Origin of the sequence: Sulfuriroseicoccus oceanibius (assembly GCF_010681825.2) — a bacterium.
Lineage (GTDB): Bacteria > Verrucomicrobiota > Verrucomicrobiia > Verrucomicrobiales > SLCJ01 > Sulfuriroseicoccus > Sulfuriroseicoccus oceanibius.
On sequence record NZ_CP066776.1, the window covers coordinates 3,195,293 to 3,211,165 of the forward strand.

Genomic DNA, 15,873 nt, shown 5'->3' on the forward strand with positions numbered 1-15,873 from the left:
TCCGCGATGTGCCCCCCACATCCCACATCCCACATCCCACATCCCACATCCCACGTCCCACGTCCCACGTCCCACGTCCCACGTCCCACGTCCCACGTCCCACGTCCCACATCCCACATCCCACATCCCACATCCCACATCCCACATCCCACATCCCACGTCCCACGTCCCACGTCCCACGTCCCACGTCCCACGTCCCACGTCCCACGTCCCACGTCCCACGTCCCACGTCCCACGTCCCACGTCCCACGTCCCACGTCCCACGTCCCACGTCCCACGTCCCACGTCCCACGTCCCACGTCCCACGTCCCACGTCCCACGTCCCACGTCCCACGTCCCACGTCCCACGTCCCACGTCCCACGTCCCACGTCCCACGTCCCACGTCCCACGTCCCACGTCCCACGCCACACGCCACACGCCACACGCCACACGCCACACGCCACACGCCACACGCCACACGCCACACGCCACACGCCACACGCCACACGCCACACGCCACACGCCACACGCCACACGCCACACGCCACACGCCACACGCCACACGCCACACGCCACACGCCGTCGCGAAGCGACGACTTACCGGCTAGCCTGCGGTTTCAACCGCAGGTCCAGCACCCTCCTCCAACCTCGTCCCGAAGGGACGGTTTACCTCCTCACGTCCACAAATACGCCTCATCGTATTCCACACCATGAAGCTTCAACAACTTCACATACTCCTCTTGAAACGTGCTCGCCCGATGATGCTCCCGCTGAGTCTCAATATACAGCTTCACCGCCCCCATCGCTGATGAACTCACCGTAAACGCCCCATACCCCGCCTGCCAGGCAAACCGACAGGACGAGACCACACGGTTTTCATTCAAACTCTTCGAGCTCCCGGCCTTGAGGCGTTTCACGGCCTCTGCCACCGCCATCGTCTTCGGCACTCGCACCAACACGTGAACGTGGTCATCCACTCCCCCAACCTTGAGAACCTCAATCTCATTGTGACGCCCTACCCCCACAATCACCGACCACACATCGTTCTCAACTTCCGCCCGGATCACCGGATCGCGATACTTCGTACTCCAGACGCAATGATAGAGAATCTGCACATGGGTACTGGCCATACCACCAATCTAACAAATAACACTGACCCGCCACAACGTTTTAAACCGCCCCTTCGGGGCGAATCTTCGCGTCGCCCTTACACCGGCGGTTAAAACCGCCGGCTAACCAGTAAACCATCGCTCCGCGATGCAATCAGGCACAAGACCAACATCCCACCGAGACATTCGTCACACGATCACGTCGCGACAGCCGCAACCATCACCAATCTTGCATGCCCCGTCCCGCAGGGACGGCTTACCGGGTAACCTTCGATTTTAGCCACAGATCCCGCCACACACACCCGCCCCGCTGTCACGGTTTACCCACGCCCATCCCCCACACACAAAAAAAATGCGCGCCCTCGTCGTGGGACGGGGGCGCGCATGAAACTTTTGCCGAATCGGCTACTCTTTATTCGAGGCCGATCACTTCGTCACCGGCGACGAACCACGGGGCGTCGCCCTCTTCGCGCTCAGGCATGCTGCCCGGCACGGCTTCGGCCACGGCGTGCTCGGCATCGACGGAGGTCACTTCGATGCGCCCGACTACGCTGTCGCCACGGCGGACGCGGAACTTCTGACCCACCGAAACGTTCTTGTCCTGACCAGCGCCAATCACGACAAAGCCCTGGTCAATCAACGCCTCGGTGATGGTGGTGAGTTGCGGCGCGGTACGGATTGCCATCTTGCGGGCATTGACCATGCGCTCGAAGCGCTCACGCTCGATGCGCTCGTTCTTGAGCTCACCTTCGGTCAACTCCTTGGCTTCAAGCAGCGCCTTCATCTGCTGCTCGTGCTCGAGTGCGCGGGCTTCCATTTCGGCCTGCATCGCGGCAAGCTGCTCCTTCATCTCGGCCGATTCCTGGGCCACCTTGTCAGCCTGAGCCTCTTGCTCCTTCTTCACCTCTTCAGCGGCGGCCTGCTCTTGCGCTGGCTGTGGTGCCGCCCGGTTCGGATCGTCGAAGTAAAGCCCTCCGATCACGACCAATAACAATGCGATGGTGATACCAAAGAGAATGCGGGTGTTGTTCATAGAAATAGTACTGGGGGAGAAATAAACGCGTCGAATCCAGCCTGCTGTCAGTGCACAGCGGCCGGAAAAGTGCCCAAAGAATGCACAGTTCGCAATCTGAGTCCAGCGCTCATCACCGAGGGATCAGTAAATCCCGGACTCCACCCCGGCATCCGTCGATCAGTTGATCCAACCCAGCAGCAGCGCGGTCAGCACCACGGGCAGATAGATCAACGTGGCGAAGAACAACTTCCGCGCATCATTGCGCTCGCAGGTGCGGATGAAAACCACCGACAGCCAAACCAACCACAGCGACAGCAGCACCGCCACTACCGCACTCCACCAAGCCGCCAGTCCGAAGATCCCCGGCAGCACCATCCACGCGGCCAATGCCACCGAAAACCAAAACGCCAGCTTCGAACTGAACTTGCCGCTGTCGTCGTCATTCGACCACATTACGAACCCGGCATTGCGATACTCGTCCCGGTACATCCAGTTGATCGCAATGAAGTGCGGCATCTGCCAGAAGAACAACACCCCAAACCAGAACAACGCGCCGAGATCATAGCCATGACCGGCGGCCGTCCAACCAATCACCGGAGGGATCGCCCCGACCACCGCACCGACCACCGTGTTGGCAGACGATTTGCGCTTCATTGGAGTGTAGGCAAAAACATACAACCCGAGAGTCAGCGCTGCGAGGTAAGCTGGCTGTGGGTTTTCCTTGGTCACGGTGCCTGCGAGATGGAGCAAGCCGAATGCGGCAATCACCACACCCAGAACCATCGCCACGCCCGGGGCGATGCGGTTGGCAGGCAGCGGGCGCTCGCGGGTGCGCTTCATCCGCTTATCAAATTCAATCTCCATCAGCTGGTTGAAGATCGCCGACGCAAAGGCCGCGCAGCTCACCCCCAACACCAGGTGGACGCAGATCGCCCAGCTGAAGTTGGATCCCGCTCCAGCGATGTAACCCACCACGGCCGTGATCACCACCAACAGGCTCAAGCGGAACTTGGTCAATGCGAGCATATCCTCGCGCAAGCTAGGCTTGGCAGCCTGCTCGGTATCCGAAGCTTCAGGTGATGGGCTCGATGTGCTCATGGCTAGTTGATTATGGGACCAATGGTCGGCCGGGCGCGCACGCTTCCACATCCGCTACCGGTTCGCAAGCTCTCCGGTGGACCCGTAAGCCCGCCACGAGCGCACCGTCACACTCACCGACATGGCGAGGATCAGCAACCCATTCACCACGTGGAACTGAGTGATCCAGAATTCGAACTTCGGATGGGTGTGGAAATACAGCACCGAAACCCCGAGCCCAATCTGAGCGCAGAACAACACCACCAGCCAACCGGCGTGGGTCGAAAGACCGCGCATCCCGTGCACCATCGACTTCACTGCCGTGGATGCCAACACCACCGCCGCAATGAACGCGGCAATTGCTCCCATCTTATGGAGGAAAATCACGACGAGTTGTGTGTTCGACCAATCCGGGAGAAACGCCCCGCCTGTGGTCAGAATATCCGTCGCCTCCAGCATCTGACGCTGGGTGTGGCGGATGGTCGCGCCCACCACCAACTGCAGCAAAACCAATACCACCAGCAACCCGGAAACCACGCGCAGCTTGCGCACCGCCGAATCACGCACCAGCAGGCTCGTCGGCTCGGCCAACATCGCCATCACCAACAACAAACAGAAAAAGCCCTGACCCAAAACCCCATGCATCACTCCGTAGCCATCGGACATCATCACCACACGCAAGCCTCCCAGCTCCGCCTGCACCACCACCAGAATCAGCGCCAACGCACCCAATTTCACCAGGCGTGACCAGCCACGGTAGCGCCACGAACGCCACAGCCAAGCCAGCACCATCACCCACGTCACCGTCACAAGCACCCACCACTTGGTCGCCGAGCCATCCAACTGAGCCGCAAGATCAAACATCTCCTGCTCTTTCAACCCTTTGCTGCGAGCCAGCAATGCCGTCAGCTTCTGCACGCCGTAGACATTCACCGCCAAAACCGCCAGCAAACCAAAGAGTTCACCGATCATCCGCCACTTCGGCTCGGCCCGCCACCAGTGGAAGGCGAAAAGAAACACCACCACCACACCGAGCCCCGACGCCACCAGTCGGTGTCCGTGCTCAAGCTTGAGTGCTGGAATGTTCCACCACCCCTCCGGGTTCACCTTGCCAAAACTAAACGGCCAATCCGGTACTGCCAGGCCGACATCCGTGGTGGTGACCGCAGCCCCCCACCAAATCAGCACAAAGGCCCACAACACGGCGAACCAGGAAAAAACGCGTAACCACATGGGAACCTGCGGGTCGAGGGAGTGGGTCGGAGAAGTCATGACAGTCAATCTCGAATGCTCTCCACCATTGACCCCATCTCCACTCGGCGCAAGAGGAAGCGGACATTGGGAATCCTACCTACCCACGCTTCCTGCCTTGACCACACCCCTCATCCTCTCCTCATCTTTCCCGACTAACAAAAACAAACCAACCTCAATGAAAACTCCCCTCCTGATCGCATTGGCCACAGCATCCCTCGCGACCGCATCCGCCCGTATCTGGACCAGCACCGACGGCCGAAAGATCGACGCCGAGTTCGTCGCACTCGAAGACAACAAGGTCGTACTCAATATGAAAGGGCGCGAGTACCGTGTCCCTATCGAGCGCCTCTCCGCCGACGACCAATCCTTCGCAAATGAACAACAAGCAATCGCCGACGCACCACCAGCCGCCGCGAAAGGACTGAAACTCGCAGGCCAAGACGTCGTCGCCGGCAAACTGCAGGAACTTGCAGGAACTTGTCATGCCACTCTCGGAGGAGAACCAGAAAATTGCACTCAAGGGAGGCAAGGGCTGGCGCTCGGACTGGGCAGAGTCCGGCCATTGGAACTGGATGAAGGAAATGCATCAAGGGACGGAATCATCCGAGTTGCGCCTGTTGATCGGGTTGCCCGACAACTTCAACCCACAACAAAAAGACTGGCCGATCTTCATCCACTGGACGTCAACTGACGGCAAAAACAACGTTGCCGCAGGCCGCAACTATTGGGGGGGCCATGCAAAGACCAAGGGTGGATTCTCATCTCGGTAGACTCATCCCCCGATCGCAAAGCGGGCTGGCGCACACCCGTCTTCTACGCGAACACCCGTCAGGTGTTGGAGGAAATGCAACGCGTATGGCCAAAGTCAAAAAACTGGCCGATCGCCGTTGGTGGGTTCTCCGGCGGATCAAAGATCACCCAATGGATGGCGCCACTGACGGCATCCATCGATGACCGCGAGGTGAGGGGTGCCTTCCTTGGCGGCTGCAACGAGGGCGATTTCTGGGAATACGCGATGGCCGACTTCCGGGCGAAAAAGGCCACTCTCAGGAAGATCAAGGTCTTCGTCAGCAGCGGAACAAACGACAAGCTCGTCTCGGCAGCATACCGAGCCAAAGTCGAAGCCGCGTGCAAAGCTGCAGGCATCCGGCAACTGCGCAGCGAAACGTACGATGGCGGCCACCAACTCAACCACCAACAACTCAAAGACGCGCTCATCTGGTTCCTTTCCGAAGAATCCTGAATCCGACAGACCGACACCTCCCGAACCCAGTTCGGCAACTGGACATAAGACGCACTCGATAATTCCACAAATTCCTTCTTGCGCCGGCGCGTGGGCAGGGTAGGTTCCACGCCTCTATGACTAGAAAAGGTGGAATCGCCAAAACTCGGAAAGCAGTGTCCAAACGCTTCAAGGTCACTGGATCCGGCAAGGTATTGCGCCGCAAGCAGGGCAAGCGTCACTTGCTCCAGAACAAAAACCGCAAGCGTAAGCGGAATCTGGGTAAAGCGACACTTGTCTCCGATGCGGACATTGCAAACGTGAAGGAAAACCTTCCGTTCTCGCATTAATGCCCTGTCACTGCCGGCAATCGGTCGGCAGCAGATCATCAGCCTGGGCCCAATCCCGAAGTGGAGAAAGCCCTTCAAACAGATGAGACTGATGGCCTGAAACAAAGTAAACAGTCTGTTTAAGGAATAAGAAAATGCCACGCGCAACTAACTCACCAGCATCGCGTAAGCGCCGTAAACGTTGGCTCAAGAAAGCCAAAGGTTACCGCGGCACGCGTTCGAAACTCTACCGCTACGCAAAGGACGCTGTGTTCAAAGCACAGACCTGGGCGTACCGTGACCGTAAGAACAACAAGCGTAACTTCCGCGCTCTGTGGATCCAGCGTATCAACGCTGCCACACGTGCAGAAGGATTGAGCTACTCCCGATTTACCGAAGGTCTTAAGGCCGCTGGTATCGAGCTCGACCGCAAAGTCCTTTCGGACATGGCAATCCAGGATCCGGCAGCTTTCAAGACCATCGTCGAACAAGCTAAAGCCGGCCTCGAAGCTAAGAAAGCTGCTGCAGGTGCTGCTTAATTCAGGGATCACCCTGAATCCGCACCCGCTCGCTCATTAGCGCCAACGATTACCAAACTCAACCAATGGCCGGCATCCCCAAGGATCGCCGGCCATTTTCATTTTCCCGCCTCACGGCAATCGGCACCGGAGCGCCGACTCTTTGCTCCGCATTTCTCTTTCACCCACGACACTCCCATGTCTGACATCGCATCCACTCTGACCACCATCCAGGCCGACGCCATTGCGGCGATCACGGCAGCCACCGACGAACGCTCGCTCGACGACGCACGCGTTGCCTTCCTCGGCAAGAGCGGCACCCTCACCAAAGCCTCGTCGGTGATGAAGGACCTGCCCAAGGAAGAGAAACCAAAAGTCGGCCAGTTGCTCAATCAGGCACGCCAAGCCATCACCGCCGAACTCGACGCCAAGCGGGAGGCGCTGATCGCCGAAGCCGACGCCAAGTCCGTTGCCGACCTCGACCTGACGCTTCCTGGCCGCACGCTCCCGACCGGAGCGATTCACCCGCTCACGCTGATGCAGGACCGCGTGACCAAGATCTTCCGCCAGCTCGGATTCGCTCTGGCCACTGGCCCGGAAGTGGAAACCGAGTGGCACTGCTTCGACGCCCTCAACACACCAGCCGACCACCCGGCACGCAACGAGAGCGATACCTTCTACTTCGACTCAGGAAAACTCCTGCGCACGCACACGTCGTCGGTGCAGATCCGCACAATGGAAGAAACGGCCGCACCACCTGTGCGCATCATCGCCCCGGGCAGTGCGTTCCGCCGCGACGAAATCGACGCCACCCACCTTTCCGTCTTCAACCAGATCGAAGGTCTCTACGTGGCTGAAAACGTGACCCTCTCCGACCTCAAGGGCACGCTCGAATTCTTCTTCAAATCGCTCTACGGCGAATCGACCGAGGTGCGCTTCCGCCCGCACTTCTTCCCATTCACCGAGCCATCGTTTGAGATCGACGTGAAGCTCACCGCGGCCGGCAAAGACGCCAAGTGGATCGAAATCGCCGGCTGCGGCATGGTCGACCCTGCAGTCTTCGACGAAGTCTCGAAAGCCCGCGGCAATGAAGCATTTGGCTCGGACAAAGTCACCGGCTTCGCCTTCGGCATGGGCCTCGAGCGCCTGACCATGATCGAGTACGGCATCGCCGACATCCGCCACCTGATCGAAAACGACCAGCGTTTCCTCAATCAGTTCGCCTAAGCGCCACGCCCACCCATTTCCCAAATCCTTTCTCTCATTAGAAAATGATCACCTCTCTCAACTGGCTCAAGTCCCACATCGACCTCGACGGACTGACCACCCAGGAACTCGATGACCTGCTCACCTTCGCCGGCATCGAAGTCGAAGGCAGCGAAACCAAAGGCATCAACGACCCGAATGTCGTCGTCGGCCAGGTCATGGAAGCCGAAAAGCACCCGGACGCAGACAAGCTCAAGGTTTGTAAGGTCGACACCGGCGCGGAAGAACTCCACCAGATCGTCTGCGGTGCCACCAACTACAAAGTCGGCGACAAAGTGCCAGTGGCCCTCCCTGGCGCGGTCCTCCCTGGCGACTTCAAAATCAAGCACGGGAAACTGCGCGGCGTCGAGTCGGGCGGCATGATGTGCTCGGGCAAGGAACTCGGCATCGGCAGCGACAACGGAGGTCTCCTCATTCTCGACGGAGACCCTGCGGTCGGAACGCTTATCTCCGACCTGTTCGAGTCCGACACCATTTTCGAACTCGAAATCACCCCAAACCGTCCTGACCTGCTCAGCCACTACGGCATCGCCCGCGAGCTTTCCGCCCTCACCGGCCGCGCGCTGAAGAGCGCGTTCGCTGCGGATGAGATCACCACCAAAGAGGACGCGAACGTCGCATCCATCGCCGCTGACGCAGCGGACCTCTGCAGCTACTACTCAGCTCGTAAAATCACCGGTGTGAAGGTCGGTCCGTCACCAGCTTGGCTTGCCTCACGCATCGAGTCGATCGGCCTGCGCCCGATCAACAACGTGGTGGATATCACCAACTTCGTCCTGCACGAGCTGGGCCACCCGATCCACGCATTCGACATCGCCAAGCTCGACGGCGGCAAGGTCATCGCCCGCCGCGCCACAGAAGGTGAGCAATTCACCGCACTCGACGAAGCGGAGCACACCCTCAACCCGACCGACTGCGTCATCGCCGATGCCTCGAAAGCCGCAGCCATCGCAGGCGTTACCGGCGGTCTCGACACCGGAGTCACCGACACCACCGTCGACGTGCTGGTCGAAGCCGCACACTTCAACCCGACCGCAGTGCGCGCGACTTCCCGCCGCTTGGTCTCGACCACCGATTCATCGTACCGCTTCGAGCGCGGCACCGACCCATTGGCTGCGAATGTCGCATCGGCGCTGGCAACCAAGCTGATCGTCGAAATCGCAGGAGGCACCGCTGAAGACACACTCTACGTTGCAGGTGAAGCGAAAAAGCTCACCCAGCCACTCACCGTCGACCAGGATTGGTTCTCGAACTACCTCGGTGGCGTTTCTGCCGATGAACAAAGCGATATCCTCACCAAGCTCGGACTTACCTCGACCGACGGCAAAGTGTGGGACGTCCCTAGCTTCCGCCTCGACCTGACCCGCCCGATCGACCTCACCGAAGAGATCGCCCGCGTCCGCGGCCTTGAGCCGGTGCCATCGTCAACCTACGCCACACCGGTGCACGCCAGCGATGACGACCGCTTGTACGACTTCACCCTGGACATCAAAAAGCGCCTCGTTTCCGAAGGTCTCTACGAAGCACGTACCATCAAGTTGATCTCGACCGCACAGCTCGCCGACGCCGCGAACTCGACCATCACTCCGGTGCCATTGAAGAACGCACTGAGTGAAGACCACACGCACTTGCGCCCGTCGATCCTGCCAGCCCTGCTCGTGACTGCGGCACGCAACGTGGCACAAGGCGCGGCCCGCTTGCCGTTCTTCGAGACTGGCACCGTCTTCGCCGCCGGCCGCAAGCCAGGCGACGTGGTCGAGTCCCAAGCGCTCACCATCGTTCTCGGCGGCCTCGCCAACGACCGCTCGTGGGCCGACTCATCACCACGCACGCTCGCCTTCGAAGACCTGCGCGCCGTGCTCGACTCCATCCTGCCAAATGTGCGCCTCAAGCTGAAGCCGGCCGAACATGCGGTCTTCGCCAAGTGCGCCCAGATCTCGGTCGGCAAGAAGAACATCCTCGGCGTGATCGGACAGATCGCTCCTGCCCGCCTCCGCGCCCTCGACATCGATTGCCCAATGTTCGCCGTCGAACTCAACCTGGACGTGCTCTTCGCGCTGACAGAGAAGGACGAGCGCAAGTTCGCCGAGCTGCCACGCTTCCCAGGCACCTCGCGTGACATTGCGATGGAAGTTCCACGCGACCTCCCGATCAACCGCATCGAGTCCGTGCTTCAGCAGTTGAACATTCCAATCCTCGAAGGCTGGCAAATGTTCGACCTCTTCACCGACGACTCAGGCCAGAAACTCCCGGCCGACCGCAAGTCCGTCGCCTTCTCGCTCAGCTACCGTAACGCCGAGCGCACCATGAAGAGCAAAGAAGTTGACGCCGCCCACGCAGAAGTCCTCGCAGCGCTCGAAAAAGCGCTCGACGTCAACTTCCGCTAATCCGGATTCAAACATCACCTCACAAACAACCCGCAGTCACCCAGTGGCTGCGGGTTGTTTTTGTTTTCAACCAAGCCGCCCACAAACAACGGGCCCCGCCGTCAACCGCATTCCTGACAATAGGCTAGTTTCCCACCACAATCTCTTCCCTTCCCCCCCGCGCACCTCTACTGTCGAGCCAATCCGCCCAAAGATCTCCCGCTCATGAAACTCGTACTTCTCACGCTCATCCTGTCGTTATCCGCCATCCTGCCAGGCGAGGCCGCTCTCGACGTATACATGCGACTCCTCGACAGATCGGCATCTAATTCCGCTGATCCAACTGCCCCGGAAAGCTTGAAGAAGCTTGGGTTCTTTAGACTCGGATCCCTCAATATCGGAGCGGAGAACACCGTCAACATCGGGTCTATCAGCGCCGGAGGGGGCGCGGGGAAGGCTACGTTCAAAGAACTCCATATCACCAAATACCCAAACCAAGTCAGCACCGATCTGTTCCGTAGCCTCGTCATTGGAAGTCATTATGATGACGTGGAGATCATTGTGGTTTACCCAGCCGCAGCAACGGAGTCCACTGACTTGTACCGAGACTGCGTAACAATGAAATTCGAGCTCAAACTCGTGATGGTCCAATCGCTCGACTATTCGGTTTCGGAAGGGGATGACATCGCAGATGAGTCGGTCGTTTTGCAGTTTGGAGCAGTTCGCATTTCCTATTACACCCCCAACGAGAAGTCCAATGTGTTCACATTGCACAGCCAACAGAGCTGGAGCCGGGTCTTGAATACCGAAGCGTTCGCAGTCAACTAACCCAGCGGGGAACCATGCGCACCATTCTCATTCAAGCGCTTTGCCTGCTTCTATGCTGGTGTGGGCGAAGCCATGCCCAGACCACCTCACAGATCTATCTCAGCGGCGGGTTCGGCGGATCACCCGCCATTTCCGACGAACTCACCATTCTGAGTTTCTCCAAGGGGACGGAAAATTCGATCAACCTGGATTCCTATACCGGAGGAGGAAGCGCAGGCGTGGCCTCAGGAAAGATCGCTACCATCAGCTTCACCCCAAACGCAGCAACCACAGAAATGTTCGCCGGACTTGCCACCGGTCGGATCTATCAAATGAAGTTTGTCCTCACCCGCCCGTCGGAAGCTGGCCCGGACAAACCGACAGTGCTTACTGAAATCTCTTTCGACGACGTCATGTTCACTGACTGGTCGTTCGAGGCGGCCTCGTCAAACAGCCTGCCCGAAGTTCAAGTTCAGTTCGTCTACGGAGCCATCTACTGGACCGAATACCACATCGGCAGCAAGCCCGGAGAAACCGTCACCTCCAGCTCAATCGGCTGGTCACATATCGAAAACACTCTCGTCACGACAGATTTCTTCGAGGGAGACACCAGCGGCGCTGGTGGAGGCGGTAGCATCGTCACCGACACCGATAGCGACGGCATCCCAGACTCGTGGGAAGACGCCAACGGCTTGAATAAAAACCTTCAAGCAGACGGCAGCGACAACTTCGACGACGACCCATTCACCAACTTTCAAGAATACGTCGCCGGCACCGACCCGCGCTCGACCACATCGTACTTACGCGCCAAAATCGCACTCGATACCAATACCATCGAGCTCGAATGGAGCAGCTTGTCAGATCGAACCTACCGCATCTTCCACTCAGCCTCGCCCGCCGCAGGCTTCACCCTGCTCGAAGAAATCCCAGCAGCCACATCCGGCTCAATCACCACCTACCGCCCCGCCGCAGGCACGGGCCCATTCTTCAAGGTCGAGGCGCGCCTCGCCCAATAACCACAAATCCACCCGATCAACCCGCAGTCACCCGATGGCTGCGGGTTGTTTTGTTTTAAACAAAAACCACGCCCGCATCGGCAGCGGTTGGCTGACCAACCCGCAACAGCGCCCACACCAAACAAACACTCGCACCAGACGCCACGCTTTGCGTAAACTCCAGCCATGCGCCGACGCCTCCTCTCCGCACTGATGCAGATCGTCTTCCTGGCTGTACTTACCGGAATGTTCTCACGCCCGTCGGCAATGCCCGACATCACTAGCTTCAGCATCCCGATGGAAACCATCCAACAAGGAGGGCAAAAGATCAGGCTGGACGACTACAAGGGCACAGTCTCCATTTTCCAAGGCAACGAGAACCAAGTCTCGATCCAGTTCACACACGACCGGACTGCTAAGATTCCCTACATCGCATGGGGACTGCTCGCGCTCTACAGCGCCTACCTCCTCGTCGGCGTATTCAAGCAGGAGAAGGCCAACAACACACCAGCCCCCATCGACTTGAATTTGATCAAGTCCTTACCCGACTACAAATCCTTTCTCGACGACGACCCCGAGCGGAAGTTCCTCTACGACGAAGACCTTCCGAACGCATTTCTTGAGTGGCTGCTCAAACGGAAATAGCCCACACTCGCCCCTATGCAGTGCTCCGTTTTCATCGCAACCAGCCTCGATGGCTTCATCGCCCGCAGCGACGGCGATATTGATTGGCTGATGGATGCCGACACGTCCGACCCTCCGGAGGACACCGGCTACTTCTCGTTCATCGAGACCATCGATTGCTTGGTCATGGGCCGCAACAGCCTGGAGAAAGTCCTCACCTTCCCCGAGTGGCCATACGAAGGCCGCCGTGTCGTCGTGATGAGCCGCAGCATGCGCGATGTACCGTCCCAGGTCACTGGCAAGTTTGAATACTTCAACGGATCACCGGAAGAGCTCGTCACCAAATTGAACACCGAGGGCTGCCACCGCCTCTACATCGACGGTGGCCAAGTCATCCAATCGTTCCTCCGCGCCGGATTGATCACCGACCTTTGCATCACCACAATTCCCATCCTTCTCGGCGATGGCATTCCGCTTTTCGGCCCACTGGAGAAAGACGTGAAACTCCGCCACGTCTCGACCAAAACGTTCCAGTCCGGCTTCGTCGAGACCAACTATCAAGTCGTCAAGTAGCTGGACCTCGAACGCAGCAGCACGATGCAAAACAGCGGCCACCCATCGTGGGCAGCCGCCTTTAACCTTTCGCTTACGCTTGTCCGTAATAGACCTCTTCGTACGGTTGGATCACGACAAAGCCGCTGCCCTCGAACTGCATCTGAATCGACTCACCCGAGCCCCGCCCCACAAAGGTTCGCAACGACACATCGGTGCGCAAACTTGGACTCAAACTGCTGCTCCACGCCACGGTCGCATTCGGATCGGTCACCACAGGACGCCCCGGCTCAACGCGGATCGTCACCGGCTCGTAATGGGTCGTGATCGCCAGCATTCCGCTGCCCTGGAAAGCCACGTTGAACAAGCCGCCCGACATCATACCAGTCACCCTGCGCATCATGGTGATCTTGTGTTGCAGCGTTTGCTCAAATGCCAGCACGTCGTTGCCATTCACGACCAGCCCCTCGTTCTGCAAATTGAGAACCGAGATCTTCTTGCCCATGTCCGCCAGATAAAGCTGCCCCTGCCCCTCGGCATAGGTGAGGCTCATCCCCTCGCCGGACACCGCCTTTTTGAGCAGATTGCCCAGCCCCTGGTCGAGAATCCCCTCCCGGGTAAACCGGATCGCCCCATTATAAGCGACCATCGACCCCATCTTGGTATTGATCTTGCCATTGAGGTTCACCTCAAGCATCCGAGGCGTTTCCAATTCGAACAACCCATGGCCGCGGTCCTTTTGTTCAGTGGCGGACACAAACTCAGCCAAGCTGAAGCGGCGGTCTACATTTACTGCAAAGTCAGAGCTCGGGGGCATCGGTGGAGGAGTAGTATTCATAACGATGTGCGTTATCAACGACACCACCCGCCCTCACAAGTGCAATCATCGAGAGGATTTATAATCCGCCTCCCTACCCGCTGCTCCCCACTTGCTACTTCGACAAAAAAAACACCCGCTGAAGACAATGCTCCAACGGGTGTCAAATTCAGCTCGAAGTTAGCCTCCGATGGTGCGGGATTCCTCGATCAGGAAAATCTCCGCCATACGGAACGCACGCTCGGCGATCTTGCGAGCATCGCGATCTTCGATCAACGTGCCGCCTTCCTCGCGAACTTCGTTCTTAAACAACTCCCAGGCATAAGCTGCGATCTTCTCCGGATTTTCGGTGTAGCCGGATGGCTTGCGATCCTGGCCACGGCGCGGCTCAGGCTGACGCACTTTCACCGACGGACGCTTGCCGTCTTCGCGGCGCTGCTGCTCAGGCTCCTCGTCTCGGGACTGGTCATCGCCGCCCTCGTTGCCTTCGTTGTCGGAATTCTCTCCGCCTCCACCACCGCGACGGCGGCGGCGGCGACGACGGCCTTTTCTCTCGCCGCCTTCACCGTCCTCATTGGACGACGTAAAGTCATCTCCAGAGTTCTCCTGGCTCTCGTCTCGCTTTTCACGCGGCACGGAAACGCGGCGCACTCCGCCTTCAGCGGCTGGGGCATCATCGCTCCTGTCTTCCTTAGCTGGCTCCGGCTTCGCGGCTGGAGCATCAGCCGGAGCGTCTGCAGGCTTTGTCTCGGTTGGTGCTGGCGCATTCTCTACCTTTTCAGGAGCCTGGCTCTCGGCCGGAGCGGCGTTTGCAGGCTCCTCTGCCGCCGCCTTCTTGGTCGCGCGCTTGCGGGAAACTTTCTTCTTCGGCTGCTCGGCAGCGGAAGCATCGGCGGACTCGTCGCTGGCGACCTTCTTCTTGGTGGTGCGCTTGCGGGTCGCCTTCTTCTTCACCTCGGCTTGTGGAGCTTCGGTGGCTGGCGTTGGTTCAGATTTCTCTGATGGATCTACTGGTGATTCTGCCATGATGGTGACTGAAAAAAAACTTTGGGGGATTGGATGGGATCAAACCATGGATCATCCCATACCCCGATGCCAACGCTATTTGTTGCCAATCTTCAATCATTTCGCGCGATGCAAGACGCCCATAACCACCTCCATTTTGCCGAACTTGCGCCCGCCCGCGAGACGCTCTCACAGTGGGCCGAGGCGACCGGCATCACACGCATGATCGTCAATGGTACGACGGTCGACGACTGGCCCCGCGTTCAACAACTCGCCACCAATTATCCGGACCTGGTGCGCCCCGCATTTGGACTCCACCCTTGGCACATCACCAGCCGCCCAGCCAACTGGCTAGACCAACTCGAACGGCTACTCCAAGCCACCCCGCAGGCATCCATCGGAGAATGCGGACTCGACCGCTGGATCCAGCCCCACGACCTCGACGATCAACTTCACGTCTTCCGCGCCCATCTCGATCTGGCCCACCGCCTCGAACGCCCACTCACCATCCATTGCCTGAAAGCCTGGGGACCGCTGGTCGACACACTCCGCTCGAACCCATTGCCGCCCGCCGGCTTCCTCGTCCACGCCTTCTCAGGCTCCGCGGAAACCGCCAAGGAACTCACCAAGCTCGGTGCCTATTTTTCTTTCTCCGGCTACTTCCTCCACCCCCGCAAGGAATCCATCCGTCAAACCTACCGCGAGGCCATCCCTCGCGACCGTATCTTGATCGAAACCGATGCCCCGTCGATGCCGCTGCCCACTGACCTCGTCGCCTACGAACTACCACCGGACACAGACGGACACCCCGTGAACCATCCTGGAAATCTGATTGCCGTACGCAATGGGTTGGCGGACCTACTCGAACTGGACCACGCGGAACTCGACTCCCTTTTGGAGTCAAATTTCACCCAACTCTTTGGTCGCTAAATTTTTG

17 protein-coding genes are annotated in these 15,873 nt (G+C 58.9%); 11 read left to right on the forward strand and 6 right to left on the reverse strand.

Features of this window, described 5'->3' with window-relative positions; genetic code table 11:
• Positions 1-654: 654 nt before the first annotated feature.
• The 4 genes from tnpA to G3M56_RS12935 all read right to left on the reverse strand — a co-directional run bounded on the left by tnpA (position 655) and on the right by G3M56_RS12935 (position 4,453).
• Positions 655-1,110, reverse strand: coding sequence for an IS200/IS605 family transposase (gene tnpA, locus G3M56_RS12920; protein ID WP_164365286.1), 456 nt, complete (start codon positions 1,108-1,110; stop codon positions 655-657).
• 391 nt (positions 1,111-1,501) lie between these two features.
• Positions 1,502-2,122 (reverse strand): cell envelope integrity TolA family protein, encoded by a 621-nt coding sequence (locus G3M56_RS12925; RefSeq protein ID WP_164365285.1) that lies wholly within the window; start codon positions 2,120-2,122, stop codon positions 1,502-1,504.
• A 159-nt stretch (positions 2,123-2,281) separates the two neighbouring features.
• Positions 2,282-3,202, reverse strand: a complete 921-nt coding sequence (gene cyoE, locus G3M56_RS12930) for a heme o synthase (protein ID WP_164365284.1) — start codon at positions 3,200-3,202, stop codon at positions 2,282-2,284.
• Positions 3,203-3,256: 54 nt separating this feature from the next.
• Positions 3,257-4,453: a COX15/CtaA family protein gene (locus tag G3M56_RS12935; RefSeq protein ID WP_164365283.1), complete on the reverse strand. Its 1,197-nt coding sequence runs from the start codon at positions 4,451-4,453 to the stop codon at positions 3,257-3,259.
• A gap of 157 nt (positions 4,454-4,610) precedes the next feature.
• On the opposite strand from G3M56_RS12935, the gene G3M56_RS12940 reads away from it, so the two are divergent.
• The 10 genes from G3M56_RS12940 to G3M56_RS12985 all read left to right on the forward strand — a co-directional run bounded on the left by G3M56_RS12940 (position 4,611) and on the right by G3M56_RS12985 (position 13,135).
• Entirely contained in the window at positions 4,611-5,126 is a 516-nt protein-coding gene (locus G3M56_RS12940) for an SHD1 domain-containing protein (RefSeq protein WP_164365282.1), read from the forward strand.
• A gap of 234 nt (positions 5,127-5,360) precedes the next feature.
• Complete coding sequence (locus G3M56_RS12945) at positions 5,361-5,678, forward strand: alpha/beta hydrolase (protein WP_164365281.1); 318 nt, start codon at positions 5,361-5,363, stop codon at positions 5,676-5,678.
• 116 nt (positions 5,679-5,794) lie between these two features.
• A complete protein-coding gene (gene rpmI, locus G3M56_RS12950; RefSeq protein WP_164365280.1) occupies positions 5,795-6,007 on the forward strand; it encodes a 50S ribosomal protein L35 in 213 nt (70 codons plus the stop codon).
• A 134-nt stretch (positions 6,008-6,141) separates the two neighbouring features.
• The gene (gene rplT, locus G3M56_RS12955) at positions 6,142-6,525 is read left to right on the forward strand and encodes a 50S ribosomal protein L20 (RefSeq protein WP_164365279.1); all 384 of its coding nucleotides are present in this window, start codon (positions 6,142-6,144) and stop codon (positions 6,523-6,525) included.
• Positions 6,526-6,702: 177 nt separating this feature from the next.
• A complete protein-coding gene (gene pheS, locus G3M56_RS12960) occupies positions 6,703-7,731 on the forward strand; it encodes a phenylalanine--tRNA ligase subunit alpha (RefSeq protein ID WP_164365278.1) in 1,029 nt (342 codons plus the stop codon).
• A gap of 44 nt (positions 7,732-7,775) precedes the next feature.
• Positions 7,776-10,157, forward strand: a complete 2,382-nt coding sequence (gene pheT / locus G3M56_RS12965; RefSeq protein WP_164365277.1) for a phenylalanine--tRNA ligase subunit beta — start codon at positions 7,776-7,778, stop codon at positions 10,155-10,157.
• 204 nt (positions 10,158-10,361) lie between these two features.
• Positions 10,362-10,964 carry a type VI secretion system tube protein Hcp gene (locus tag G3M56_RS12970; RefSeq protein WP_164365276.1) on the forward strand — a complete coding sequence of 201 codons (603 nt, stop codon included), beginning with the start codon at positions 10,362-10,364 and terminating at the stop codon, positions 10,962-10,964.
• Positions 10,965-10,978: 14 nt separating this feature from the next.
• Entirely contained in the window at positions 10,979-11,959 is a 981-nt protein-coding gene (locus G3M56_RS12975) for a type VI secretion system tube protein Hcp (RefSeq protein ID WP_164365275.1), read from the forward strand.
• 165 nt (positions 11,960-12,124) lie between these two features.
• The gene (locus tag G3M56_RS12980; protein WP_164365274.1) at positions 12,125-12,583 is read left to right on the forward strand and encodes a hypothetical protein; all 459 of its coding nucleotides are present in this window, start codon (positions 12,125-12,127) and stop codon (positions 12,581-12,583) included.
• Between the two features lie 15 nt (positions 12,584-12,598).
• Positions 12,599-13,135 carry a dihydrofolate reductase family protein gene (locus tag G3M56_RS12985; protein WP_164365273.1) on the forward strand — a complete coding sequence of 179 codons (537 nt, stop codon included), beginning with the start codon at positions 12,599-12,601 and terminating at the stop codon, positions 13,133-13,135.
• A 73-nt stretch (positions 13,136-13,208) separates the two neighbouring features.
• On the opposite strand, the gene G3M56_RS12990 is transcribed toward G3M56_RS12985, so the two are convergent.
• Together G3M56_RS12990 and G3M56_RS12995 are read right to left on the reverse strand one after the other, a co-directional pair.
• On the reverse strand, positions 13,209-13,931 hold the full coding sequence (locus G3M56_RS12990; protein ID WP_164365272.1) for an AIM24 family protein: 723 nt from the start codon (positions 13,929-13,931) through the stop codon (positions 13,209-13,211).
• Positions 13,932-14,111: 180 nt separating this feature from the next.
• Positions 14,112-14,957 carry a hypothetical protein gene (locus tag G3M56_RS12995; protein WP_164365271.1) on the reverse strand — a complete coding sequence of 282 codons (846 nt, stop codon included), beginning with the start codon at positions 14,955-14,957 and terminating at the stop codon, positions 14,112-14,114.
• 108 nt (positions 14,958-15,065) lie between these two features.
• Between G3M56_RS12995 and G3M56_RS13000 the strand changes: the two genes are divergently transcribed.
• Positions 15,066-15,866 (forward strand): TatD family hydrolase, encoded by an 801-nt coding sequence (locus G3M56_RS13000; RefSeq protein WP_164365270.1) that lies wholly within the window; start codon positions 15,066-15,068, stop codon positions 15,864-15,866.
• The last annotated feature ends 7 nt before the right edge of the window (positions 15,867-15,873 follow it).